We start from the raw sequence: 24,704 nt of genomic DNA, 5'->3' as shown, positions 1-24,704 counted from the left end.
ATGGGACGGGTGACCCAGCGCCGCAAGGTGCACAAATTCGTCCTGGATGGCTCCGCCCAGGCGCTGGAGCACCCGGTCCGCTACCGCGAGGACTTCCTGGCCGTCGAGGAGCCGCTCGAGGTGCGCCTGGGGCACATGTCCTTCTCGGTGACCATGCGGACCCCTGGCGACGATTTCGACCTCGTGGCGGGCTTCCTGGTCTCCGAAGGTGTCATCTGGGACCCGGCCCAGCTCATTTCGCTGCGCTTCTGCGCCGGTGAGGACGAGAACGGCGTTCAGACCTTCAACGTCGTGGAGGCGCAGTTGCGTCCCGACGTCGTCCTTCCCGAGACCGGCCGCAACGTCTACACCTCCAGCTCGTGCGGGATCTGCGGCACCGACTCCATCGAGGCAGTGCGCAAATCCTCCCACTTCAACCCAGCGGATGACGCCCTGAGCGTCCCGGTCGAGGTTCTGGCCTCGCTGCCTGACCGCCTTCGCGAAGCACAGGCAGTCTTCGACAAGACCGGGGGAGTGCATGCCGCCGGCCTCTTCAGAATCCACGACGACGGCGCAGGCGGCGCTGCCGAGCTATTGTGCCTGCGGGAAGACGTGGGCAGACACAACGCTGTGGACAAGGTGGTGGGCTGGGCGCTGCGCGAAGGAATGTTGCCCCTGCGCGGCACCGTCCTGCAGGTCTCCGGGAGGGCATCCTTCGAGCTAGTCCAGAAGGCGGCGCTCGCAGGAATCCCGGTTCTGGCCGCCGTCAGCGCACCGTCCAGCCTTGCCGTGGAGCTCGCGCAGGAGACCGGTTTGACCCTGGTGGGCTTCAGCCGGGGGACCAGCCTCAACGTCTACGCGGGCAGTGACCGGGTGGGTGTTGCGGCCACCATTTAGGGACTTGTAGGGATAGCCGCCAATCACTTGGCTATTGTCCAGGAACAACGTAGATTTTATCCATCGAATGGAATCTGTTTCCTCCGGACAGTGGCCTTGCTAACTAAGCTGCTCGTAACGGTAAGGAAGCAATCAACCCAGCCCACCGCCAAAGGGGACTTCAATTGCACGACGACCGCCGGATCACCGAGAAGCGGCTCGAACGTTTTGTCCGGGAGCGGATAGCTCCCGCCATCTATGGCCGCGCACTGCCTCTTGAACTGAGCAGCTGGGATGCCCCTGGAGAGCCGGTCCCGGTCTCCGAAGCACTTCGTCAGGTCTTTGAACCCCAGGAACACGGCGCCGTGTGGGGCAAGGCCTGGAGCACCAAATGGCTTCGGCTTCGTGGCGAGGTCCCGGAGGGCTGGGGAGTCGCCGATGGCACTACGGTGGAGATCGTCGTCGATCTCGGTTTCAGCATCGACGCCCCCGGATTCCAGTGCGAAGGCATCGCCTGGCGGCCGGACGGCACCATCATCAAGGCCATCTCTCCGCGCAACCAACATGTCCCGTTGAAGCTTCTGGGTGGCGGACTCTCGGTGGACTTCTACGTGGAAGCCGCGGCCAATCCGGATCTCAGCCAGGGGTGGAGCTTCGCGGCAACCCCGCTCGGGGACAAGTCCACCTCCGGAGACGAGCCTCACTACCGGCTTGGACGCATAGCCATAGCCGAACTCAACGAGGTGGTGTGGGAGCTCCACCAAGACATCTGGACCCTCAGCGGGCTGATGCACGAGCTACCCTTCGAACTGCCGCGGCGGCATGAGATCCTTCGCGCCTTTGAGCGCATGCTGGACATCATGGACCCGGACGATGTCGCCGGGACAGCAGTCGCCGGCAGGGAAGCCCTTGCCGAGGTCTTGAGCCGGCCAGCTTACGCCTCGGCCCACGAACTACTGGCCACCGGCCACGCACACATCGACTCGGCGTGGCTATGGCCGGTCCGTGAAACCATCCGCAAATGCGCCCGCACGTTCTCCAACGTTGTCGCCCTCATGGACGAGAGCCCCGATTTCGTCTTCTCCTGCTCCTCGGCGCAGCAATTGGCGTGGATGAAGGAGTTCTATCCCGAGCTGTTCATCCGGATCCGGGAGAAGGTCAAGGCAGGGCAGTTCGTGCCGGTCGGCGGCATGTGGGTGGAATCGGACACCAACATGCCCGGCGGCGAGGCAATGGCCCGGCAATTCGTGGAGGGCAAGAGCTTCTTCCTGCAGGAGTTCGGCATCGACTGCCAGGAGGCCTGGCTGCCCGACTCCTTCGGATATTCCGGGGCCCTCCCGCAGATCGTCAAGTCCGCTGGTTCCCGGTGGTTCCTGACCCAGAAGATCTCCTGGAACCAGGTCAATAAGATGCCGCACCACACCTTCAATTGGGAGGGCATCGACGGCACGCGGCTTTTCACCCACTTCCCGCCCGTGGACACCTACAACTCCGAGCTTCACGGCCGCGAACTCGCCCATGCCCAGCGCAACTACCGGGAGCACGGCCGCGGCACCATATCGCTGGTTCCCTTCGGTTACGGCGACGGCGGTGGCGGACCCACGCGCGAAATGGTTGCCGCAGCGCACCGGACGGCGGACCTCGAAGGCTCGCCGAAGGTGCGCATGGGAACCGCAAAGGAGTTCTTCACGCAGGCCGAGGCCGAGTACCGCAACCTCCCGGTCTGGGTGGGGGAGATGTACCTCGAGCTGCACAGAGGCACCTACACGAGCCAAGCCAACACCAAACAGGGGAACCGCCGCTCGGAACACCTGTTGCGCGAGGCCGAGCTTTGGTGCTCGACGGCGGCAGTACGGACTGCAGGTTCGTTCACCTATCCCGCGGCGGACCTCAAGCGATTGTGGCGACTTGTACTGCTGCAGCAGTTCCACGACATCCTGCCGGGCAGTTCCATCGCGTGGGTCCACCAGGATGCGGAGCGGAACTATGCCGCGATCGCCCGGGAGCTGGAAGGCATCATTGCGGGTGCCGCGTCAGCACTCCTGGGCGAGGGGGACACCATGTTCCTGCTCAATGCGGCCCCGCATGAGCGCACCGGTGTTCCGGCTCTCGCCGCTGCGGAAGCGGTCCGCCCGGATAGTCCGGTCAACGTCGCAGAACGCGCCGGCGGCTATGTTTTGGACAACGGCATCGTCCGCGCGGTGCTGGACGCCAACGGATTGCTGACGTCCCTCTCGGATTACGCAACCGGCCGCGAAGCCATTGCGCCCGGGATGTTCGGCAACCACCTTGAGCTCCACCGGGACACGCCCAACGAATGGGATGCCTGGGACATCGACGAGTTCTACCGCCGGAACGTCGTCTCGGTAGTCGAGGCGCGATCGGTGACGCTGGAAAGCGCGGGCTGGGACGCCGTCGTCGTGGTGGAGCGGACTGTGGGCTCCTCCACCATCACGCAGCGCATCTCCCTCGAAGCTGGCGCGGAGTCCCTCGGCATTTCCACCGCGGTGGACTGGCAGGAACACGAGAAACTGCTGAAGATCGGTTTCCCGCTGGATGTCCGTGCTGACCGTTCCGCCTCGGAGACCCAGTTCGGGCACGTATTCCGGGCGACGCACACCAACACGTCCTGGGAAGCTGCCAAGTTCGAATTCTGCGCCCACCGCTGGATCCACGTGGCAGAGCCGGGTTACGGCGTCGCCATCTCCAACGCGGCAAGCTACGGGCACGACGTCACCCGGAGCATCCGCGACGACGGCGGAACCACCACCAACGTCCGTGTTTCACTGCTGCGGGCGCCCAAGTTCCCGGACCCCCAGGCCGACCTTGGTGTGCACGTCCTGGATCTGAGCATCCGGCCCGGCGCCAGCATCGGCGGGGCCGTGGAGGAGGGCTATCGGACCAACCTGAAACCGAGGTTGCTGGCAGGGGCGAACCCCGTGGAGCCGCTTTTCGCGGTGTTCAACCAGGCGCTGGTCATCGAAGCCGTCAAGCTTGCTGAGGACGGCTCTGGAGATGTGATCGTGCGGCTTTATGAATCGCTGGGAGAACGCTCCACGGGCCTCATCACGGCGAACTTCGATTCCCGGATGGTGCAATCAGTGGATCTCCTGGAGCGCCCCGTTGAGGCTCCCGGTCTGACGCCCGGAGCGGGTGCCGCCGAATTGACCCTGCGCCCGTTCCAGTTGGTGACCTTGCGATTCAGCCGCTAGGCCGTCGCGTGCCCGGCCCACCCAACTGACTCGCAGTTAATGTCGTTTTGGAAGCCCAAAACGACAACAAATGCGAGCTAGTTGGGGGTCAGACGTCGTGTTGGAGGCGTTTGACGAATTGCTTGGTGCGTTCCTCGCGCGGCTCCCGCAAGACCTCCGCGGCCGGCCCTCGCTCGACCACCACGCCGCCGTCCATGAAGATGACTTCATCGGCAACCTGGCGGGCGAAGGCGAGCTCGTGCGTCACGATCACCATGGTCCACCCTTCGTCGGCAAGTTCCTTGATGACGCCCAGCACTTCACCCACGAGTTCCGGGTCCAGGGCAGAGGTGGGCTCGTCGAAGAGCAGCAGTTGGGGTTTGAGGGCCAAGGCACGCACGATTCCCACGCGTTGTTGCTGGCCGCCTGACAGCTCGAAGGGGTACGCGTCGCGTTTGTCTGCGAGGCCTACCCGGGCGAGGAGCCGCTCGGCCTCTGCCACGACTTCAGCCCGGGGCCGTTTCTGGACTTGGAGTGGTCCTTCGATGATGTTCTTGAGCACAGTCATGTGCGGGAACAGGTTGTAGTGCTGGAACACCATGGCACTGCGGTCCCGGAGGGCGGCGATCTCCCGTTTGCCCACTGTGCCGGCGAAATCGAGGGTCAGTCCTGCGCCGGACCCCCGGACCGTACCGGCGTCGGCGTCCCCGAAGGTGACCGTGCCGGCGTCGGGCACTTCGAGACCGTTGAGCGAGCGCAGGACCGTCGTCTTTCCCGAACCCGAGGGCCCGATCAAGGCGACCACTTGTCCGCGGCGGACGTCGACGTCGATGCCGCGCAGCACCTCGTTGCTGCCGAAGGCTTTGGCGAGGTCCCGCGCGGACAGCACCAGCGCGGAGTTCCCTTGGGGGGCGTTGCTTGGCTCAGTGGGCGACATAACGGTCCAATCTGCGCTCCAGGGCGGATTGGCCCGTGGAGAGGACGAGGCAAATAACCCAGTAGACCAGTGCGGATTCGAGGTACAGGATCATGAATTCCTGGCTGAACGCGGCGATCTGCTGGGCGTTGCGGAAAAGCTCGGTGACCAGGATGAGTGAAGCCAGCGAGGTGTCCTTCACAAGCGAAATGAAGGTGTTGGACAGTGGAGGCACCGACACCCTGGCCGCTTGCGGGAGGATGATCCGCACGAGCGTTTGCGGCCGCGACATGCCGATCGTGTGGCCGGCCTCCCATTGGCCCTTGGGCACCGACAGGATCGCGGCGCGGATGACCTCGGCAGCGTAGCCGCCCACGTTGAGGGAAAACGCGATGATGGCGCTCGGCCACGGCTCCAGCTTCACGCCGAGGCTCGGGAGGCCATAGAAGATCACGAACAACTGCACCAGGAGGGGAGTCCCGCGGATCACGGAGACGTAGAAGCGCGCGACGCCGGAGAGCAGCCTGTTGGGGCTCAGGCGCAAGAGGGCGACGAGCAGCGCCAACGCCAGGCCAAACGCGAACGAGGCCAGGGTCAAGGGGATGGTTCCTGTGACGGCGCCGCCGATGATTGGCCCGAAGGAACTCCAGACGAGGTCCCAGTTGAAGGTCATCTGCTTGGCCGCCGGCTACTTGGTAACGTCTGCGCCGAAGTACTTCTGGGAGATCTTGGCGAGGGTGCCGTCGGCTCGAAGGTCCGTGAGTGCTTTGTCCACTGCGCTCTTGAGTTCGGTGGATCCCTTGCGGAAGACCATGGCGCTCTGCGTCTTGTCGGTGGTTTCTGCGGCGATCTTCAAGCCGGAGTCCGGGGTGCTCTTGGCGTAGTCGAGGTAGGTCAGCTTGTCGTTGACGGTTGCGTCGACGCGGCCTTGGCGCACCAGTGTGGCGGCCTGCGCCCAGCCTTCGACGGACTGGACGTTGGCGCCTGCGTCAACTGCCATCTTGTAGAAGTTGCTGGTCAACGACTGGGCGGTGGTCTTGCCCTTGAGATCGGCGAAGCTGTTGATGGAGTTGTTGTCCGACTTGGTCACGACGACGCCATTGGAGATCGTGTAAGGCGCCGAGAAGTCATACTTGGCCGTGCGCTCGGGGTTGATGGAAATCTGGTTGGCAATAGTGTCGAAGCGCTTGGAATCCAGGCCCGCGAAGATGCCATCGAACTGGGTTTCCTGGAAGGTCGCCTTTACCCCGAGCTTGGCGGCCACGGCCTGGGCGATCTCGACGTCGAAGCCCGTGAGGGGACCGGCCCCGTTCTCGTGGAAGCTGAACGGCCGGTACGTGCCTTCCGTGGCGATGACGATCTCGCCCTTGGACTTGATGGCCGACAGCGAGGTGTCTCCACCCGACGTCGACGACGGCGAGGAGCCGCCGCCGCAAGCGGTCAGTGCCAGCGCGACGGCGGCAAGGGTTGCGGACAGTGCTGTGCGGCGGGTAAGCAGGCTCTTCATGAGAGCCATCTTAGTCACGGGACCGTACCCGGGTGGTGCGGGCGTACACGGGAGGACGCTTAAAAAGGCTGAGTGGGGGCGGTCCCCAACAGCCCGCCACCACTCATCCCCCCAAAAGTGCTTCCGCACGCGCCACGAACCTTGGAAACCCGTTCATTGATTCAAAGGTCAGGCTGCGTCGCCTTCACACATTCATAATTATGGCACGATATAATGGATTTATGAAAGAGGTTACGCGGTATGTTTTTACGTTACCGTGCGGCGGGTCCGGCTTGCAACGATTTTGGACAGCCAGATGCCTCCCAAGCCAAGCGCTGTCGCCAGAGCGGCAAAGTAGTTGATGAGGGGCCGCAACCACGTATTGGATAGCGGGATGAGCGGAAAGACCTGCGAAACGATCAGCAACCCAAGGCCCAGGAGCAATGTCGCGGAGGCGACCCGGAGCAAAACGGGACCCGAACCTCGAATGGATCGCCAGATCCCCGGGATGAGGCATACGGCAACGTAGCCCGGGTAGAACCTGCCCAAAGCCGCGTAGACCTCGAGGGACGGACCCTGATCCAGTCCGGCCAGGCCCACGGTGGAGCCTGAGGTGTCCATCGAGAAGAAGAAGAATGCCGTGAGGACCGCGGTTGCTCCCAAAACGGCCAAGCCAACGGGGCCACGGATGGCTCGTTCGCCGCCGGGCGAAGCGAAGGCCCTCGCCACCTTGATGCCCATGAGCAGGAACGTTCCGTACAGCATGAACCGAAGCAGCAGGTTACAGAGGTTGAAGCTGCCCAGCCACGCGTCGATCAACAAATAAGGACCCTCGATGCTCAGCAGGATGTCGAGGGAAATCAGTGCGAACAGGACGAACATCATCCGGTTCTCGCCCCGGACGGCGCTCGGAATGCGAATGGCCGTCAAGACGAGGCAAATGGAGAGGGTGGCCCACGCCAACACGGTGGTCATCCCAGGTTCTCCCAGATTCTGTTCGTGTGGTCGAGCTCATGCTCATGGCGGCGCAGGGCCTTGCCGAGGGCCTGCAGCCGCTCTCCGGCCAACAGTGCCAGTTCGCCTTCGGTCATCCGGTCCAGGGCGTCCCTCCGCGCACCAGGGGGCCATCCCGCCTCCGCCTCGGTGACGAGGCCGCTGGCCACGAGGCCTCCGGCCGGTCCGACGCCGGCCGCCCGGGACGTTGCCAAGGCCAGTTCCGGGGGCAGGCGGTTGGCTGTCAGGTGCGCGGAGAAGTTCTGCGGTGCGATCCCGGTGGCGCCGCTCACCCGGTGGCGCAGCTCGCCGTCGTCGATCGCGTCCACCCAGTTCCTGACTGAACTCGGGTGCGGGGTCTCCGCCAGGACCAACGACGGGACGCCGTCCCGGGGGTCCGAGCGCTCGAGGACTGCACGAAGCAGGTCCATGGTGGAGACCTGGCTGACGAGTTCGGCATCAGTGGGGGGAATCGGGGTCCCGCGAAGCGCCGCGTACGCCTCGAATTGTGCCAATGCGTCGAAGGGATTCATGTCGAAGGCCCGGCTGATGCTCACGAGCGAACTCTCGGCCACCTTGCCGCGGACCAATTGCTGGGCCAGCGTGGTGCGTTTCACTCCCGAAGAGCGGCAGACATCGGCCGTGCTGGTGTTCGGGGCGATCCCGTGCAGCCAGCGTTGGAACGCCTTGGAGGGGAGGGACATGAACCACTTTCTGATAGACGGTTCCCGCAGGAGGTTTCTGGAAGACGGTACCTGCGAGGACTGCGAGGTCGATTTTACGATGCGCGCACATTGAATTATGCTTGATTCTCGAACCCGCTGGTCCGCACACCCCCCAAGTACGGACCAGCGGGTTCTTCCATGCCCCGGTCTTTCCGCTCAAGGGCGGAGCAGTGAGAGGATAGACCAATGACTGCAACGCTTGTCGCCAAAGAGCTCTCCGGCGGCCACGGTCACCGCACCTTGTTCTCGAAGCTCTCCCTCACCGTCGCGCCAGGAGACGTCGTGGGTGTCGTCGGCGCCAACGGCGCCGGGAAATCCACCCTGCTGCGCATCCTCGCAGGAGCTGACCGCCCCCAAGAGGGCTCGGTCAGCCTCGCTCCCAGCGACGCCTTTGTCGGTTGGCTGCCCCAGGAACACGAACGCACCCCCGGCGAAACCGTGGCCGCCTACATTGCGCGCCGCACCGGTTGCGCCCAGGCCACGGCCGAGATGGAAACCGGCGCCGAGGGGCTCGCGGCCGGGACCCCGGATGCCGACGACGCGTATTCCTTGGCTTTTGACCGCTGGATGGCATCGGGTGCCGCGGACCTGGAGGACCGGATCCCCGCGGTATTGGCGGACCTTGGCCTGGAATCGGGTCCGGATGCGCTCATGATGGGCCTGTCCGGTGGGCAGGCTGCGCGCGTTGCCTTGGCGGCGCTCCTGCTGAGCCGCTTCGACGTCGTGCTCCTCGACGAACCAACCAATGACCTGGACCTCGACGGACTCGCCCGGCTTGAATCATTCGTCCAGGGCCTTCGCGGTGGCGCCGTATTGGTCTCGCATGACCGGGAGTTCCTGACACGCTGCATCACCAAGGTGCTGGAACTGGACCTGGCCCAGAATAGCGTGGCGGTCTACGACGGCGGTTACGATTCCTTCCTCGAGGAGCGGGCGGTGGCAAAACGGCACGCCCGCGAACGCTACGAGGAATTCGCCAACACCAAGGCTGATCTCGTGTCCCGGGCCCGGACGCAGCGCGAATGGAGCTCGCAGGGCGTCCGCAACGCCATGAAGAAGAGCCCGGACAACGACAAAATCCGCAGGGCTGCGAGCGTGGAGTCCTCGGAGAAGCAGGCCCAGAAAGTCCGACAGATGGAGTCCCGCATCGCCCGGCTTGACGAGGTGGAAGAGCCGCGCAAGGAATGGCAGCTGCAGTTCAGCATCGGCCAGGCTCCGCGCTCCAGCTCCGTCGTCGCAACCTTGCGCGACGTCGTGGCACATCAAGGCGACTTCACGCTGGGACCGGTCAATCTCCAGCTCAACGCCGGCGAACGCATTGGCATCACCGGACCCAACGGGGCAGGAAAGTCCACCCTCCTTCGCCTGCTGCTGGGGCTTCAACAGCCCGACGCCGGAGACGCATCCATGGGTGCGTCCGTGGCGATCGGCGAGATCGACCAAGCCCGCGGACTGCTGGCGGGGCACCTCACCCTGGCAGACGCCGTCGAATCCGTCCTGATCGAATGGAACTCCGCGGATGTCCGCACCCTGCTGGCCAAGTTCGGCCTCAAGGCGGACCACACCTCCCGGACCGTGGATTCCTTGTCCCCGGGCGAACGCACCCGCGCGGCGCTCGCGCTGCTGCAGGCCCGCGGCGTCAACCTGCTGGTCCTCGACGAACCCACCAACCACCTCGACCTGCCGGCGATCGAGCAGCTTGAGGATGCGCTCGACGGCTACGAAGGCGCGCTCCTGCTGGTCACGCACGACCGCCGCTTGCTCGAAAACGTCCGGCTCGATTCCCGCTGGCACCTTGACAACGGCACCGTGACCGAACTGCACCACACTTCCGGAATGGGGAATCACAAGCCATGAGCATGGATGGCGTCGCCTGGCGCTCGCTCTACAACATCACCCGCGCCAAGAGCGGCTCCCAGCCGTTTTCGCGGGAAACCATCAAGCGCGTGCTCGCTTTCGCGAAACCCTACCGTAACAAGCTGATTGCCTTCGTACTGGCCTCCATCGCCGGCGCATTCCTTGCGGTGGCCACCCCGGTGTTGGCCGGCAAGGTGGTGAACGCGCTCATCGCCCATGCAGGCGTGGACGTTGTGATCGGGCTGGCCGCGCTCATCGCTGCCGTGGCCGTTGCCGACGCCGGGGTGGGACTGCTGACCCGGTGGCTGTCTTCCGTGATCGGCGAAGGCGTGATCGTTGACCTGCGGACACGGGTGTTCGACCATGTGCAGCGCATGCCCATCGCCTTCTTCACCCGGACCCGCACCGGAGCCCTCGTCAGCCGGCTCAACAACGACGTCATCGGAGCCCAGTCGGCTTTCGCCGGCACGCTCTCCGGAGTGGTCAGCAACGTCGTGTCCTTGGTCCTGACCCTCGTGGTCATGCTCAACACGTCCTGGCTCGTCACCGTCCTGGCGATGGTGCTTCTGCCGATCTTCCTCATCCCCGCACGCCGCATGGGCTCCAAGCTGGCCGACCTCCGGCGTGAAGCCGCGTCCCACAACGCGGCCATGGGAACCCAAATGACAGAGCGTTTCTCCGCACCCGGCGCCACGCTCGTCAAACTGTTCGGCCGCCCGGATGAAGAGTCCGCCGAGTTCGCCCTGCGCGCCGGCCGTGTGCGGGACATCGGTGTCCGCACCGCCATGTTGCAGTTCACGTTCATCACCGCACTGACACTGGTTTCCGCACTGGCCCTCTCGCTCGTTTACGGACTGGGCGGTTGGCTTGCGCTGAGCGGGCAGCTGGCAGCGGGCGACGTCGTCGTGCTGGCGCTGCTGCTCACCCGCCTCTATGCGCCGCTCACCGCGTTGTCGAGTGCCCACGTTGAGGTCATGAGCGCGCTGGTCAGCTTCGAGCGGGTCTTCGAGATCCTGGACCTTAAGCCGCTCATCCAGGAGAAGCCCGACGCCGTCGCGGTGCCTTCGGGACCCGTTGCCGTGGAGTTCGACGACGTCCGCTTCGGCTATCCGTCCGCGGAGAAGGTGTCCCTTGCGTCGCTGGAGGATGTGGCGACGCTTGATACCCGCGGCGGCGAAGAGGTCCTGCATGGAATCAGCTTCCGCGTGGAGCCCGGGCAAACCGTGGCGCTCGTAGGGTCCTCGGGCGCGGGCAAGTCAACCGTGGCCCAACTGCTGTCCCGCCTGTACGACGTCGACTCCGGCGCCGTGCGATTGGGCGGGCACGGGCGAGGTACCGGCCTGGATGTCCGGGACGCAACGTTCGACTCCCTCCGGGCGACCCTGGGCATGGTCACCCAGGATGGCCACCTCTTCCATGAAAGCATCGCCTCCAACTTGCGGTTGGCCCGGCCAGGAGCGACGGACGCGGAAATGTGGGACGTGCTTCGGCGCGCCCGGCTCGAAGCGATGGTCCGCTCCTTGCCGGATGGCCTGGAGACCGTCGTGGGGGAGCGCGGCTACCGCCTTTCCGGCGGGGAACGCCAGCGGCTCACCATCGCACGCCTCCTCATCGCCCAACCGAGGGTCGTCATCCTCGACGAAGCCACGGCGGCGCTGGATTCCACGAACGAAGCCGCCGTCCAGGCGGCCTTGGGCGAGGCACTCGAGGGACGCACCGCCGTCGTGATCGCCCACCGCCTCTCCACCATCCGGGCGGCCGATGTCATCCTGGTAGTGGAGGACGGATCGATCGTTGAGCGCGGCACGCACGCAGAGCTCCTCGCCGCGGACGGTCGCTACGCCGAGCTGTACAACACCCAGTTCGCGGAGGCGACGGCTGTGGCACAGGAAGCTGTTCCGGAGCTGTAGGCGCGGTGCCGGCAGTTCGACGCCGCTCAGCTCCGGGTGTGCTGGCGAACTTCCGGCGCAACTTCCACGCGGTTGCGGCCGGCGGACTTGGCGGCGTACAACGCCATGTCGGCTTCCTTGAGGAGCCGTTCGCTGCTGACCCGGTGGTCGGGGACAAAGGCCGAGAGACCAGCGCTCAGGGTCAGGGTGCCCGAGGGGTTCCCTGAATGCGCGATGCCCAGGTCCCGCACAGCCTCCAGGGCCCGGACGAGCCTTGCTTCAGCGCCGGATACCGTCTGGCCGGGCAGCAGGAAGAGGAATTCTTCCCCGCCGAAGCGGTAGATTCCGTCGCTTTCGCGCCCTTGGCGGGCAAGGGAGGCCGCAACCGACTGCAAGGCGAGGTCACCGGCCTGGTGGCCGTATAGATCGTTGTATCTCTTGAAATTGTCCACGTCGCAGATCGCCAGGCTGTAGTCGGTGCCGTACCGTGCGCTTGCGTGGTGCAGCTGTTCCAGGTCCTCCGAGAGCTTCAGCCGGTTGTGGAGCTTCGTCAGGGGATCGGTGCGCGCTTGCTCCGCGAGCGCGGCACGGTAGCGGGCAAGATCCGTATGCAGCGAAGTCACCCTTTGTGCCACCAACAGCCGGGTATGCAGGGCGAACGGGTCAAGCGGCTTGGCCACGTAATCATCAGCACCGGCCTGCATGCCCGCGACCACGTCCTCACGTGAATCCTTCGAGGTGACAAGGACAAGATAGGTGTAGGAGTCCTCTTCCGCGCTGCGGATGGCGCGGCACAGCTCCAGTCCGTTGAGTCCGGGCATCATCAGGTCAGTCACGACGACTTGCGGCCGGTGTTGCCTGTAAAGCTCCCATGCGGCGCTGCCGTCCGCGGCCACGATGCATTCATGGCCGGACTGCTCCACTGCCGCCTTCGCCACCAGACGCGAACCGAAGTCGTCGTCCGCCACCAGGACCTTCACGAGGCCACCGACAGGGCGTGGTCCAACGCTTTGTCAACGAGGTCAAGTTCGGCTTCAAGGTCGGCCAGGAGCGCGGGATCGACAGGCTTGCCGCTTGATGAGCTGCGTTCCAAGGCCTCGCACATCCGGGCGACGCGGGCGGCTCCGATGTTGGCTGCGGCGCCTTTCAATTTGTGGGCCACCTGTCTAAAAGAGTCTCCGCTTCCGTTGTCCAAAGCCTGACGGAGTGCTTGCAGGCTCGGTTGAATGTCTTGCCTGAAGGCTTGGGCCGCGGCAGGCAGCAATCCCAGTCCGTCTGCCGGGCCGAGGTCGCGCAACGTCTCCAGCCTCGCGGGGTCGAGGGCGGGGCCGGTATCTTCCTTGGATGTTTCCGGTATCCATCGCGAGAGAACCCGGTCCAATTTGTCCACGTCCACCGGTTTCGTCAAATAGTCGTCCATGCCGGCCGCGAGGCAGCGCTCACGGTCCTCATCCAGGGCGCCTGCGGTCATGGCAATGACGGGGAGCCGCTTGCGGCCATCGTTCCGTGCCCGGATGGCCTTGGTGGCCTCGAACCCGTCCATGACGGGCATATGGCAGTCCATCAGGACCGCGGCATACTCTGTTGCCGCAGTCGCGGCGACTGCTTCGTTGCCGTCAGCTACGACGTCGGCCTCGTACCCGAGCTTCGCAACCATGCTGCGGGCTACGAGCTGGTTGACCTCGTTGTCCTCGACGACCAAAATCAGGCCCCGCGAAGGTTGGCTGATGGTCACCGGAATTGCGGGAGAAACCGCGGGAGCCGCGATCGGACGTGTCGCGACGAGACGCATGAGGCGGTCGTAGAACTCGGAGCTGCGCACGGGCTTCGTCAACCACTCCTGGACCCCGGCGGCCACGAGTTCGCCTTTGTCCACATTCATGGTGGACGTCAGCATGATGATCCGCGTGGATGCGAGAGCGACGTCGTTGCTCAGCTTGTGGGCCAGCTCCAAGCCGTTCATGTCGGGCATGCACATGTCCAGCACGGCAATGTCGAAGGGACGTCCGGCGGCCGCTTCTTCGCGGCAACGGTCCAAGCCCTGTTGGGCGTCGCCGACAGCCTCCGGATTCATCCGCCAGCCCGCCAATTGCGCCTGCAGCACCAGCCGGTTGGTCGAGTTGTCGTCCACCACCAGGACCCGGAGTCCCGTCAGTTGCTCGGGCGAGATCGACGGCGGAGCTGCGGCAGGCCCGCTCACCGCCAAGGGAAGGGTGGCCCAGAAAGTGCTGCCGTTGCCCAAGGAACTGTCCACCCCGATCTCGCCGCCCATCACCTCGGTAAGCCTCCGCGAGATCGCCAGTCCGAGGCCGGTTCCGCCGTACCGCCGGGTGGTTGAGGCGTCGGCCTGCGAGAACGATTCGAAGAGCCTGAGATGGTCTGCCGGCTCGATCCCGATCCCGGTGTCGCGGACTTCGAAGCGTACCCGCGCGTTTGCGGATTCTTGCTCCACGAGCTTCACGCTCATGACGACTTCTCCTGAGGGAGTGAACTTCACTGCGTTTGAGGCCAGATTGAGCAGGATCTGCCTGATGCGGCCGGCGTCACCCACCAGCATCGCCGGAACTTCCGGGCGGCAGTACGCAATCAGCTCCAGGCCTTTTGCCTGTGCGGTTTCGGCGAGGAGGACTGCGAGTTCCTCCACCAGGGTGCGTGGATTGAAGGGCGCGGGGTCCAGATCGACCTTGCCGGCTTCGAGTTTCGAGAAGTCCAGAATGTCATTGATCAGGGTCAGCAGGGCTTCGCCCGCGCCCTTGACGCCCTCGGCATATTGGCGCTGGGTTTCCTCCAAGGTAGTGTCCAGCAACAATCCAGTTAGCCCGATCACACCGTTCATCGGTGTGCGGATCTCATGGCTCATGGTCGCGAGGAACTCCGACTTCAAGCGGCTGGCTTCCTCGGCGGCTTCCCGGGCAGTCACCAACTCGGCCTGGGCGATCCTGCGTTCCGTGATGTCCTGGGCGATCGTGGCGACTCCGCGGATGCCGTCCGTCCCGCGGATCGGGGACATCGTCAGCGAGACCGGAACGATCGAACCGTCGATGCGGACCCGTGCTGTTTCGTAGCTGTGGGTTTCCCCGCCGGCCCTGATGGCTGCCAAGAGTTCTTTTTCCTCGTCCTGAAGCTCGTCCGGAATGATGAAGGAAACATTCCTGCCGATTGCCTCCGCGGCGCTGTATCCGTAGATCCGTTCTGCTCCGGGATTCCAGCTGGTGATGACACCGTCCAGGGTCTTGCCCACAATGGCATCTGCCGAAGAGTTGACGATCGCGCCCAAGCCTTCGAGCTCCGACGTGCGCTCGGCAACTTTGGATTCAAGATCCCGCGTGAGGTTGATGTTCTCCAGGATCATGAGGATCTGGCGGGTGATGGCCAGGGCCAGCACCGTAAGGCCTACGGTTTGGAGGAAGGGGTCGCTGGGACGCCCGACGCGTATGGGCGCCACCATGACTGCACCGAAGACGGGGACGTAGGGGAGGAGCTCCAACGCAAGGGTGTAGAGGCGCCGGTCCGTCCGGGGACGGGGGGCGTAGGGGACCAGAGGGGCGAGCGCGATCAGAAGGAAGGCCGCGATCCAGCCAGCCGCCAGGGGAGTCCCGGTGAGCCCCGTGATGTTGTCGGAGGTCAGCTTCACATAGGTACTGTCAGTGATCGCCAGGACGAGGAGCCCGCCACCCAGGCAGACCCATCTGAGGCGTTCTCCCGGTGCTCTCCGCATCGTGAGCATGAGGACTATGGAGACCATCACGATATCGGCAACGGGATAGGCCAGGCCAGTGAGATGGGCGAGGGTTTCCTGGTCTTCCGCCCTGTACATGGAACCGAGGACAGTGGCCCAGCTCATGAACAGCACGGCGGAGGCGATCACTGCCGAATCCAGGAGTGCGCGCACGAAAGCAACCCGGGAAACCCGGGGACGCGGGAACAAGTAGAGGGCAATCGCGGCCGGGATCGAATAGCCGACGAAAGCGGCGTCGGCTAGGGAGGGATAGGGATAGTCATGGTCGAGCGTCAACCCATAGAAGGTCCAGATTGCTTGACCGATGGTCCAGAGCAAGGTGGCAAGAGCCATGACCCGCCACGCACGGGAGCTTTCGTCTTTGCGCCGTGCTGCCCGGGCACAACTGACTGTGGCGAGCAGCGCGGCTGCCAGGATGGCGAGGTCCCCGGCTGACTGCGCCGCGGACGACCCTTGGTTTGCCCCGAGGACCATCGCCAGGACGGCCACCGCCGCAGCGGTGACGACAACTGTCCAGGCCAGGGTGGGCTTGCGCAGGGTGTGGCCGCTCATGCCGACTCCCGGGTTGCGACGGCAGGGACGCCAGGGGGAAAGCCCGGCAGGACATCATCGGGAGTATGGAACAGCCAGAGTGCGAGGCCTCGATACGCGTTCCAGTCGCCGTCGCGAACCCGCAGAGACGCCGTGCGGCCTTCCCTCGACGTGGACCAGACCCGAACGATGTCCAGGGCAATCGGTGCAGCCCCAGGCAGCGCGAGGTGAACGCGACCGGTCTCGGGCAGCGCGTCGGCCTCCACTCGAACTGCGGCGCCTCCCATGGAGATGTCAAGCAATTCTCCAGCGACGCCCTCGATCGTGACAGGTACCTTGACTGTGACCCTGTGGGCGCTCCTGCGTGATGTGGCGAATTCGGCGGCTCTGATCCGGAGTGTTCCCAGCACCAAGACAACCCCGGCCAGAACCAGCCAGACGCCGGCGGCAATCGTGGAACCCGGACTTGTCCGCCAAGGCACCCAGCCGAAGACTCCGGCGGTCGCATAGAGAATAATCGCGGCAACGATGACGATCAGCACAATGAGGATCCGCGGGGCCCGTCCGCGGAGTCGAAATTCCGCGGCGCCTTTCGGGGTGACTTGAAACTCCAAGGATTTCCGGGAAACGAGCCACCAAAGGCAAGCCATCCCAACAGGAACGCGGAAAATCCGCAGGGCGAACGCCGTCGGCCAGTGGATCTGGTGGCGCATGAGTCTCTGGGCGCCCCACAAACGGACCCAGAACATGGCTGCGAAGGCCAGGGTGAACTCCACCGGCCCGGCGGTGGAGGTCTGGGCGCCTGAGACCATGACCGCCATGGGAATGATGAATGCAATCAAAGTGGCAATGCCCTCCAGCCACCATAAAGTTCCGTTGATGTATTCGTGGAAGTTTCGCCAGGTCATCCAGCTCTTGGCCGCCCAGAGACGCTCGTAGGTCAGGATCTGCATCGCGCCCATGCCCCAGCGTCGGCGCTGCAGCAGGTATTGATCGGCTGTTGCCGGGGCCAGGCCCACAGCGAGCGTCTGGTGGTGGTAGACGGTCTTCCATCCGCGCCGGATGAGCTTGAGGGTCGTGTGCATGTCCTCGGTGATCGTCTCGGTGGCCACTCCGCCTACCTCGCGAAGCGCCTTGACCCGGAGCAGCGAGGTTGAGCCGCACCAGAACGGCCCTGCGCCCGGAACATTGCGCGAAGGCATCAGGACGTTGAAGAACAAACCCTGTTCGCCTGAGATGCCGTCGTCGTCGAAGGCCCCTGAGTTGTAGAACGCCTGCGGCCCCTGGACGAGGGCGATTTCCTCGTCGGCGAACCATCCCAAGGTGGCTGTCAGGAACGTCGGCAGGGGTACGTGGTCGCAGTCCAGCACGGCAATGATGTCTATTGCGTCCTTGCCTGCTGCTTCCTCGGCGGCCATGAGATCCAGTGCGTGGTTCATGTTGCCCGCCTTGGCATGGTCATGTTCGGCACGGGTGACGATGCGCGCACCGAAGGATGCGCACATCTCGGCAACCCATGGACGGTCCCCGTCATCCAACACCCATGTTTCGTGGCTCGGTTGAAGGGCGCAGGCGGCGGCGATGGTGGGGGCAAGGACCTCGACGGGTTCGTTGTACGTGGGGATCAGCACGGCGACCCTCATGCCATTGGGTGGTTCGGCAACCGGCTCCGGCGCATAGCAGTCGATGTTCCACAGCGTGATGGATTTCAGGACCAGCCCCGTCAGGGGAAGGGCCTCAAACGTCACCAGCGTCCAAGCGATGACAAGATCGCCGCCTCCAAGCGGCATGGTGAATGCGATCCGCCACGTCAGGTAGAGCAACAACGCTGCGATCGCAGCTATCCCACCAGTCCTGGCGATTCTGCGGGAACGCGGAGCCTCGGGCGCGGGAGAACCCAGTTGCGCTGCCCAGCCTGCCATTCCCGCCGTCGAGTAGGCCTTGACCTCCGTAGGAGTGTCACGGAACTGCGTCGGTTCCCGGCGGACTTCCGCGCCGGATTCCCCGCCGACGTCTCCCCGGGCGCGTCGGCGTTCTTCAAGAGATTGCATGCGATCCCCCAGCTGGATCTGACAATGCAGCCTGTATCAAGTTAAAACAAACTGTGCGATCACTATAGCCAGTTCTCACCGGATTTTCATGGGAAAACAGGGAAGTTCAGGCAGTGTCACCCGCAGCATTGTCCCGGTGCGGGGAGGCCCTACTTTTTCGCGAGCAAGGGCAGGACGTGGTCCGTCAGGAGTGGAGCCAAATCGTCCGGAAGCTCAGCAGAGAGATCCAACCAGCGGATCTCTGCGATCTCGGCCGAAGGATGGGCCTCCCACATGCCCGGTGCGGTGAAGACGGTAGCCTGGATATCCGTGGCGGCCTCGTTGGCGGCGATGGCGAGCCAACTCCCCAAGGGCTCCAGATCGGCCGGGTCGACGTCGATTCCGACTTCCTCGGCCAGCTCGCGGGATGCCGTCTCCGCCGCGGTTTCACCTGGTTCGGGCTTGCCCCCGGGATGCATGAACTTGTCCGTGCCACGCTTGCGCACCGTCAGCAGCCGTCCGGCGTCGTCGTACACGCAGACCGCGCTGACGACTATCAGGTCCTTGGCTGGATTGTTGCGGGTCATTGCTCTCTCCTTAGCCGGGATTCGAGCAGCAAATCCTTGTCCGGTCCGTGGACGTCCCAGGCGTAGCTGAAAGCATCCGGCCCGCCCCAGAGGTAATTGACTTTGTAGTCATCGGGATCGCACCAGTGGCTGTCCTCGTTGGCGTGATGGCGGAAGCTCATGCGGTGGAACGGTTTCCCATCCGGGAAGTAGACATCCATCGCGGCGGGAGAGCCCGAGGGGCGCAGGAGGTATTCGCGGAAGGCCGGGCCCGTGTGGCTGGGCCAGGTCACGGTGCCGTCCTCGCGAAGGAGGAGCCCGCCGTCGGGGGTTCCTGAATAGCGCACGACGCCGGTGAACGTACCGCGGGTGCCGCCCGCCCGGTCCCACAGGGACCGTTCCACGGTCCAGCTGCCCAGCAGGTAGGCCCGCAGGTCTTGCACCGGAGACGATTCGCGCAGCTGGTCTTTCAAGTGCCCTCGATTGGAATCGAACCAACGACACCGGCTTTAGGAGAGCCGTGCTCTATCCACTGAGCTACGAGGGCCTGTGCGCGTGCTGGAAGCTCCTGGGAGCCGCTGGCCGGGCACGCATACAAGCATACAAGCTGCCGGGGCAGCCCTCGAACACCGACGGCCCGCGCCCCCGAACGCCGCGCGCTAGGCTGGCCCGCATGAGAGAGCAGATGACGGCGCCCGCCGCCTTCGGCGACCACCTCCCGGATCTGGGCACCATCCGTTCGAACATCGGCGGCTGGGCCCAATTGAGCGTGGTGCAGTATTTCGTGGCCGAATCGGCGGTGATCGAAGCCTGGCGCGGTCCCGAGCCCTACGATCGCCGGACGGGCTTCATCAGCGATCTTGGCGCGCTCAGGTGCGGGATCTACGAGCACCGCGACGTCTGTTCGCCTCTGCATCTGCTTATGAATGCCTCCTTTGTGGTGCAGGGCCTCGGCATGCTTGTCGGGGCGCTGCTGCTGAGTTCGGCGCTCCTCTGCATAGCTGCCCGTCCCGGAGTGCGCATCCTGCAGGGTGCCGCCTACCGCAAAGCGTGGCCCACCGCCGTCGCGGTCCGGGTCCTGGCGGGTATCTCCGGGCTGGGAACCGTGGTTGTTGGTTTTGTGCCGGAAGACCTTGGATCTCCCTTCCACCTCGTGGGCGCCCTCATGTTCTTCATCGGTGGAGCATTAGCACTGTTGCTCCTCGGGGTACTCTGGCTGCCCCATACGCCCATGGGGTGGTTCATCGTGGCGTGCGGGACGTTGACGCTGGGCGCCCTCGTGGTCGGCGGCCTGACAAGGATGGATGTCCCCGAGCCTGGAACCTTGGAACGCCTGATGGCTTATCCGGTCACGATCGGATTTTCCGCCGCCGGGCTAGTGGTGGCGCAAAGGGTTCGGGAAGTACGGCGAACGGCGGCGCGGCTTGCAAAACGCTGAGTTTTCGCGGGTAGCCTCGTGTCAGCGGATGGGCAATCTTTGCACTATCATGAGTGCACTCACCGGAATGGCGCCGGGCTGAGGGTTCCACGCAGTCTTGGCGCAGACTAAATTGATCGACACGGCAGAACATAGGACCCATGACTCATCAGCTTGTTCTGCGTCGTCCGGGACACGCAGGCGATATATTCCCCATAAGGGCAGCTTCCGGGCTCTCGGGCAGTGCCCTTATGGACCCCCACGGGCCGATCGTCCGACGGCAGGCCACGCAGCGATGAGCGCCCAGACACTGCCCGCCCGGCTTCCCGATGATGCCTTGGATGCTTCATCCGAAGACGTGCCGGCCCCTGCCGATCAGATCACCGTCGACTTGGCGGAGGACGGGATTGTCGAAGTCACCCTGCCGCCGAACTCCGTAGTCCGCTCGCCGGAAGCGCGGGCGGCCGCGGCAGCCGTTCGAATGTTTGCGGACGGGAGAAGGCTTCCTCTTCTGCTCAGAGTGACCGGAGTACTGTCCGTCACGGACGACGCACGCCTGACGTACTCGAATTCCGTGGCCGTTTCAGCCTGTGCCCTCTTGGGGGAGAGTCCTGTGGACCGGGTGATCGCGCACTTTCTCCTGCGCGCGAAGCCAGGCTCCCTGCCAGGACAGTTCTTCACCTCCGAGGCCGAAGCCCGTGACTGGTTGAGAGAGCACCACCGTGGATCATGAGCCCCAGGACCCTCGGCTCCTTGCCCTTGTTGAAGGGGTGGTCCGGATTGCGGACGGCGACCTCAGCACGAGGATCCCGGTCTCCGGCCCGCGGGACGAAGTGGCTGCTGTCATTACGGGGATCAACCTCATGGCGGACGATCTCCAAGCCATCTACCAGGAGCTCGAGGAACGGGTAGAAAGCCGGACAGCCATGCTGCGCGAGGCCCAGATCGAACTCGAAAGGATGGCGCTCACTGATCCGCTGACCCAGTTGGCCAACCGCACGGCACTCGAAAGGGCGCTGAACCATGAACTCGTCGAATCCGAACGGGGCGAGCTCCCACCCGCATTGCTCGTTTTGGACTTGAACTCATTCAAGGGGATCAACGACACGTTGGGGCACGGCGCAGGGGACACCGTCTTGAAGGTCACGGCCAGGCGCCTGCTCGCCGCGGTCCGCGACACTGACATGGTGGCCAGGCTCGGCGGGGACGAATTCGCCGTCATGCTGCCCAAATCCAATGCGGCTCACGCGAGGGGCGTTGCCAAGCGGATCCTCCGGGCAGTCGGTGAGAGCATCGACATTGGCGAAGTCCGGATCATCTGTGGAACCAGCATCGGGCTCCGGGTCGCCGAGCCCGGACAGTCCGTGGACGACCTCGTGATGGAAGCCGATACGGCCATGTATGCGGCAAAGGCCGAGCCGGGGAGCAGCGTCAGGGTTTTCGAGCCGGCTTTGTTGTATGCGCGCCGACTCCAAGGACTCATGATCTCCGAGCTGCGTGAAGCCATCCGGACAGATCAGCTGGTCCTCCACTTCCAGCCGGTTGTCGAGTTGGCCTCGGGCCGGATTGAAGGCGCTGAAGCGCTCGTGCGGTGGAATCACCCCGACAGGGGATTGTTGATGCCGGATGCATTCATCCCTCTGGCTGAGGAAACCGGAATCATCATCGATCTCGGCTATTGGGTTCTTCGGCGGGCGATGCAGCAATTGCGCGAGTGGCTGGACGGCCCGGGCGTGGACGAAGACTTCAGCATGCGGGTCAATATTTCGACAACCGAACTGCAAAGCCTGGAATTGATCGAGCATGTGCGGGAAGTGCTCGCCGAAACCGGAGTGGAGGCGTCCAAGCTGGTCATCGAGCTGACGGAGTCAATGGCGGTGAACGGCAGCGACATCGACAAATACTCTCTGACCGGCCTCCGGCGTCTGGGTATCCGCTTGGAAATCGACGATTTCGGCACCGGCTATTCGTCCATCAGCTACCTGCGCAGCCTTCCCGTCAACGTGGTCAAGATCGACCGCTCCCTTATCCAAGGCCTGGGCACGGACGACAAGGAACGGGACTTTGTGGCGGCTGTTCTCCAGCTCATTCATGCATGCGGAATGCAGGCCGTTGCCGAGGGCATCGAAACGGCGGAGCAGGCGGCTGAGCTTGCCCGCCTGGGCTGCGCCAGTGGCCAGGGGTATTACTTTGGCCGGCCCATGGCAGCAGAAAAATTCGCGGAACTGCTGCGCGCCACCTGAGCACGCCTCCTCCCGGTACGGAAGGCAGGCAACAGAAAGGCACCGGACCTCAGGTCCGGTGCCTTTCAGCTGTAGCTAGTTGGAAGGGGTGGAGTTGGTGGCGGAGTTGGGCCACCAGCCAGTGGCCTGAGGCGAGCCCTGCGTAGTGGCGTTGGGCCACCAGCCTGTGGCCTCTGCCGAGTTCTGGGCGAAGTTCGGCCACCAGCCTGTGGCCTCTGCCGAGTTCTGGGCGAAGTTCGGCCACCAGCCAGTGGCTATGGACGAATCCTGCGAGGGACTCTGGCTGCTGGCGGACACTGCTGCCGAGCCGGTAATTCCTGCGAGCAAGATTGCTGCTGCCGCGAGGAGGGCGGCGAGAGTTCTTTTCATGCGAAAGCTCCTGATGTTTTGGGACTGATGCGACTGGAGTGAACGAAGTGAAGCACGCTCATTATAAGAGTAACGACACGCCGTGTCATCAGTGTTCGTCCACACGGTGCAGAAACATGCTAAACGCTCGCCTGAATCATCGGCGGAGTGTCTCAGGGACATAATGGAGCCATGGGAGAAAAGAAGGTTGCGCCGTCGTACGCCGCCGCGGAACTGCAAGCGAGAGGTCACCGGGCCAGCCATGACTTCGCCAAGGCTGCCGATGGTGCGCGCTCGGCCGCCGATATTGCCCTTGATGAGGGCGATTCCGCCGGATGGTGGAACATGACTTTCCTTCAAGCAGAGAATCTTCTCGACGCAGGTGATTTCGCCGCGAGCACTGCCCTGGCGAGGTCCCTTTCCGAGGCATCGTTGGCTGTGGCTTCACCCCAACACCGTGCCCGGGCACTCATCTTGATGGCGAACTCCCTGCGGGGTGAAGGGCTCTTGGAGATGGCCACCTCGGCTGCGGCGTCGGCAGTCGGCTTGGTTGATGACGACGCAGACATGGAAATCGACGTCCACGCACGGCAGGCACTGATCGCGGCGTTCGGCGAATCCGGAAAACTTGAGGAGGCTTGGGAGGAGTGCCTGTCTCTCTCGGAAAGAATCTCCGATGAAATGGATGATCAGTTGGCCGGCAAGGCGTACTGGGTGATCGGCAATGTGGCCTTCCTTTGCGACAAGGTCGATGAAGGGCTCCACTACCATGAGCTTGCCGCGGAAACCTTTTCCCCGTCTCGGAACCTTGATGTCTGGGCCAAATTCAACAAGGCGTCGGCAGCGATGAGGCTGGCCGCTGAAGTGGCAGATGCGGCCACCCTGCGGTGCATTGAACGGGCGGAGCTTGCCACCGATGTCGTCGGTGGCAGCGAAGAGGAAATTCTCCTGCTTCGACTCAACCGCGCGCATTGGAACTACCTGGCGGGAGACGCCGGGGCGGCGCTTGAGCTGCTGCACGAAATCAGGGGCCGCGCTGACCAACTGCCCGCGCAGATGGCAGGTGAGGTCTACCTCTTGATGGCGCGGGCCCAAGCCGGTACCGGGAACCAGCAGGCAGCGAAAGAAAGCCTGGTCGAAGCGGCCGATCGCTTCGACAAAGCCGGCGCGCACCAGCGTGCCCTCCAAGCGCGGGAGATGCTCGCTCCGGGGCCCGATTCGGAAGACTGATTCTGATCAGGAGTCGCGCCTAAAGGGCGTTGGCCCAGTTAGGCGCTCTTCTTGGAACGCCGGCCAAGGAACACAGCCGCGCCGCCAGCCAAGAGGCTCAGCAGGAACAGTACCCAGCCCACAATGGTGAGCGTGGAAGCCAAAGCCACCTGGCCGGCGACGGGCGTTGCAGATCCGAGCGCAGCGTCAACCGCCACGTTGCTCCACAAACGGACCACCGCGAATAGCAGGGGGGCAGCCCACAGAGCCCAGCGCAGTGCCTTTCCGGCCACATTGGTGCCGATGAGCAGAAGCCAAGTGAAGCCGAAGATCAGCGGAAACAGGGTTCCGGCGGTTTTGTGGATGTAGCTGAGCTGTCCCCGGGCGTCGTCCGTCATGGCGCCATGCAATTGATGGACGTAGTCGGTAGAGAACCCGCCGATGAGGGAATCGGGCATGGACATACCGCCGGACAGCTGGGTCATCTGGTTCAGGGTCAGCAGATGCACGTACCAGAACAGGAAAAGGCTGGCCACAACCCCGGCAATCACAATGAGGCGCCCGTTGTTCTGCGCCTTCTCCGGGGACCGCTGGGTGGTGGGATTGATCACCGACGGCAAGTGGTGCTGGGGGACAGCGGCATTGGCGCCGTGCTTTTTGATGCGTTGGGCTGGGGTCTTGGCCATGTCATTCATTATCCCGCCACATA

20 protein-coding genes and 1 tRNA gene are annotated in these 24,704 nt (G+C 64.1%); 8 read left to right on the top strand and 13 right to left on the bottom strand.

Annotated elements, in window-relative coordinates:
* Positions 1 to 876 carry a formate dehydrogenase accessory sulfurtransferase FdhD gene (gene fdhD / locus AC4CS3_RS13245; protein ID WP_490783875.1) on the top strand — a complete coding sequence of 292 codons (876 nt, stop codon included), beginning with the start codon at positions 1 to 3 and terminating at the stop codon, positions 874 to 876.
* A 164-nt stretch (positions 877 to 1,040) separates the two neighbouring features.
* Positions 1,041 to 4,067 carry an alpha-mannosidase gene (locus tag AC4CS3_RS13240; RefSeq protein ID WP_490783874.1) on the top strand — a complete coding sequence of 1,009 codons (3,027 nt, stop codon included), beginning with the start codon at positions 1,041 to 1,043 and terminating at the stop codon, positions 4,065 to 4,067.
* Between the two features lie 88 nt (positions 4,068 to 4,155).
* On the opposite strand, the gene AC4CS3_RS13235 is transcribed toward AC4CS3_RS13240, so the two are convergent.
* The 5 genes from AC4CS3_RS13235 to AC4CS3_RS13215 all read right to left on the bottom strand — a co-directional run bounded on the left by AC4CS3_RS13235 (position 4,156) and on the right by AC4CS3_RS13215 (position 8,145).
* Positions 4,156 to 4,983 (bottom strand): amino acid ABC transporter ATP-binding protein, encoded by an 828-nt coding sequence (locus tag AC4CS3_RS13235; protein ID WP_490783873.1) that lies wholly within the window; start codon positions 4,981 to 4,983, stop codon positions 4,156 to 4,158.
* On the bottom strand, positions 4,970 to 5,635 hold the full coding sequence (locus AC4CS3_RS13230; RefSeq protein WP_441413754.1) for an amino acid ABC transporter permease: 666 nt from the start codon (positions 5,633 to 5,635) through the stop codon (positions 4,970 to 4,972). Before AC4CS3_RS13230 ends, AC4CS3_RS13235 begins: the two co-directional genes overlap by 14 nt.
* 15 nt (positions 5,636 to 5,650) lie before the next feature.
* On the bottom strand, positions 5,651 to 6,469 hold the full coding sequence (locus tag AC4CS3_RS13225; RefSeq protein ID WP_437772589.1) for an amino acid ABC transporter substrate-binding protein: 819 nt from the start codon (positions 6,467 to 6,469) through the stop codon (positions 5,651 to 5,653).
* Between the two features lie 246 nt (positions 6,470 to 6,715).
* A complete protein-coding gene (locus AC4CS3_RS13220) occupies positions 6,716 to 7,423 on the bottom strand; it encodes a hypothetical protein (RefSeq protein ID WP_490783872.1) in 708 nt (235 codons plus the stop codon).
* A complete protein-coding gene (locus tag AC4CS3_RS13215) occupies positions 7,420 to 8,145 on the bottom strand; it encodes a hypothetical protein (protein ID WP_490783871.1) in 726 nt (241 codons plus the stop codon). The genes AC4CS3_RS13220 and AC4CS3_RS13215 overlap by 4 nt, the downstream gene beginning before the upstream one ends.
* Before the next feature lie 207 nt (positions 8,146 to 8,352).
* Between AC4CS3_RS13215 and AC4CS3_RS13210 the strand changes: the two genes are divergently transcribed.
* On the top strand, positions 8,353 to 10,023 hold the full coding sequence (locus AC4CS3_RS13210) for an ABC-F family ATP-binding cassette domain-containing protein (RefSeq protein WP_490783870.1): 1,671 nt from the start codon (positions 8,353 to 8,355) through the stop codon (positions 10,021 to 10,023).
* Positions 10,020 to 11,933 carry an ABC transporter ATP-binding protein gene (locus AC4CS3_RS13205; protein WP_441413758.1) on the top strand — a complete coding sequence of 638 codons (1,914 nt, stop codon included), beginning with the start codon at positions 10,020 to 10,022 and terminating at the stop codon, positions 11,931 to 11,933. Before AC4CS3_RS13210 ends, AC4CS3_RS13205 begins: the two co-directional genes overlap by 4 nt.
* Positions 11,934 to 11,959: 26 nt before the next feature.
* Here the strand turns inward: AC4CS3_RS13205 and AC4CS3_RS13200 are convergent, their stop codons facing one another.
* From AC4CS3_RS13200 to AC4CS3_RS13175, 6 genes are all read right to left on the bottom strand, one after another.
* Positions 11,960 to 12,892, bottom strand: coding sequence for a GGDEF domain-containing response regulator (locus AC4CS3_RS13200; RefSeq protein WP_490783869.1), 933 nt, complete (start codon positions 12,890 to 12,892; stop codon positions 11,960 to 11,962).
* Positions 12,889 to 16,203, bottom strand: a complete 3,315-nt coding sequence (locus AC4CS3_RS13195) for a response regulator (protein ID WP_490783868.1) — start codon at positions 16,201 to 16,203, stop codon at positions 12,889 to 12,891. The genes AC4CS3_RS13200 and AC4CS3_RS13195 overlap by 4 nt, the downstream gene beginning before the upstream one ends.
* Entirely contained in the window at positions 16,200 to 18,233 is a 2,034-nt protein-coding gene (locus AC4CS3_RS13190; protein ID WP_490783867.1) for a glycosyltransferase family 2 protein, read from the bottom strand. The genes AC4CS3_RS13195 and AC4CS3_RS13190 overlap by 4 nt, the downstream gene beginning before the upstream one ends.
* 149 nt (positions 18,234 to 18,382) lie before the next feature.
* Positions 18,383 to 18,799, bottom strand: a complete 417-nt coding sequence (locus AC4CS3_RS13185) for an NUDIX hydrolase (RefSeq protein WP_490783866.1) — start codon at positions 18,797 to 18,799, stop codon at positions 18,383 to 18,385.
* Positions 18,796 to 19,251, bottom strand: coding sequence for a DUF6314 family protein (locus AC4CS3_RS13180; RefSeq protein ID WP_490783865.1), 456 nt, complete (start codon positions 19,249 to 19,251; stop codon positions 18,796 to 18,798). The genes AC4CS3_RS13185 and AC4CS3_RS13180 overlap by 4 nt, the downstream gene beginning before the upstream one ends.
* Before the next feature lies 1 nt (position 19,252).
* Positions 19,253 to 19,325, bottom strand: a tRNA-Arg gene (locus AC4CS3_RS13175).
* A gap of 126 nt (positions 19,326 to 19,451) precedes the next feature.
* Here AC4CS3_RS13175 and AC4CS3_RS13170 point away from each other — a divergent pair.
* The 3 genes from AC4CS3_RS13170 to AC4CS3_RS13160 all read left to right on the top strand — a co-directional run bounded on the left by AC4CS3_RS13170 (position 19,452) and on the right by AC4CS3_RS13160 (position 22,438).
* Positions 19,452 to 20,216 (top strand): DUF998 domain-containing protein, encoded by a 765-nt coding sequence (locus tag AC4CS3_RS13170; protein ID WP_490783864.1) that lies wholly within the window; start codon positions 19,452 to 19,454, stop codon positions 20,214 to 20,216.
* 274 nt (positions 20,217 to 20,490) lie between these two features.
* The gene (locus AC4CS3_RS13165; RefSeq protein WP_490783863.1) at positions 20,491 to 20,928 is read left to right on the top strand and encodes a DUF7793 family protein; all 438 of its coding nucleotides are present in this window, start codon (positions 20,491 to 20,493) and stop codon (positions 20,926 to 20,928) included.
* Positions 20,918 to 22,438 carry a putative bifunctional diguanylate cyclase/phosphodiesterase gene (locus AC4CS3_RS13160; RefSeq protein WP_490783862.1) on the top strand — a complete coding sequence of 507 codons (1,521 nt, stop codon included), beginning with the start codon at positions 20,918 to 20,920 and terminating at the stop codon, positions 22,436 to 22,438. The genes AC4CS3_RS13165 and AC4CS3_RS13160 overlap by 11 nt, the downstream gene beginning before the upstream one ends.
* 75 nt (positions 22,439 to 22,513) lie before the next feature.
* Here AC4CS3_RS13160 and AC4CS3_RS13155 read toward each other — a convergent pair whose 3' ends face one another.
* Positions 22,514 to 22,807 carry a hypothetical protein gene (locus AC4CS3_RS13155; RefSeq protein ID WP_490783861.1) on the bottom strand — a complete coding sequence of 98 codons (294 nt, stop codon included), beginning with the start codon at positions 22,805 to 22,807 and terminating at the stop codon, positions 22,514 to 22,516.
* 171 nt (positions 22,808 to 22,978) lie between these two features.
* Here AC4CS3_RS13155 and AC4CS3_RS13150 point away from each other — a divergent pair, with 171 nt between their 5' ends.
* Positions 22,979 to 24,016 (top strand): hypothetical protein, encoded by a 1,038-nt coding sequence (locus tag AC4CS3_RS13150; protein ID WP_490783860.1) that lies wholly within the window; start codon positions 22,979 to 22,981, stop codon positions 24,014 to 24,016.
* A gap of 38 nt (positions 24,017 to 24,054) precedes the next feature.
* Here AC4CS3_RS13150 and AC4CS3_RS13145 read toward each other — a convergent pair whose 3' ends face one another.
* Positions 24,055 to 24,681, bottom strand: coding sequence for a hypothetical protein (locus AC4CS3_RS13145; protein WP_490783859.1), 627 nt, complete (start codon positions 24,679 to 24,681; stop codon positions 24,055 to 24,057).
* Positions 24,682 to 24,704 lie beyond the last annotated feature (23 nt).

The sequence above is a fragment of the Arthrobacter sp. SE2 genome, assembly GCF_058244265.1.
Note: the sequence above shows the minus strand (reverse complement) of the source record. Positions and strands in the feature narration are given on the sequence as shown.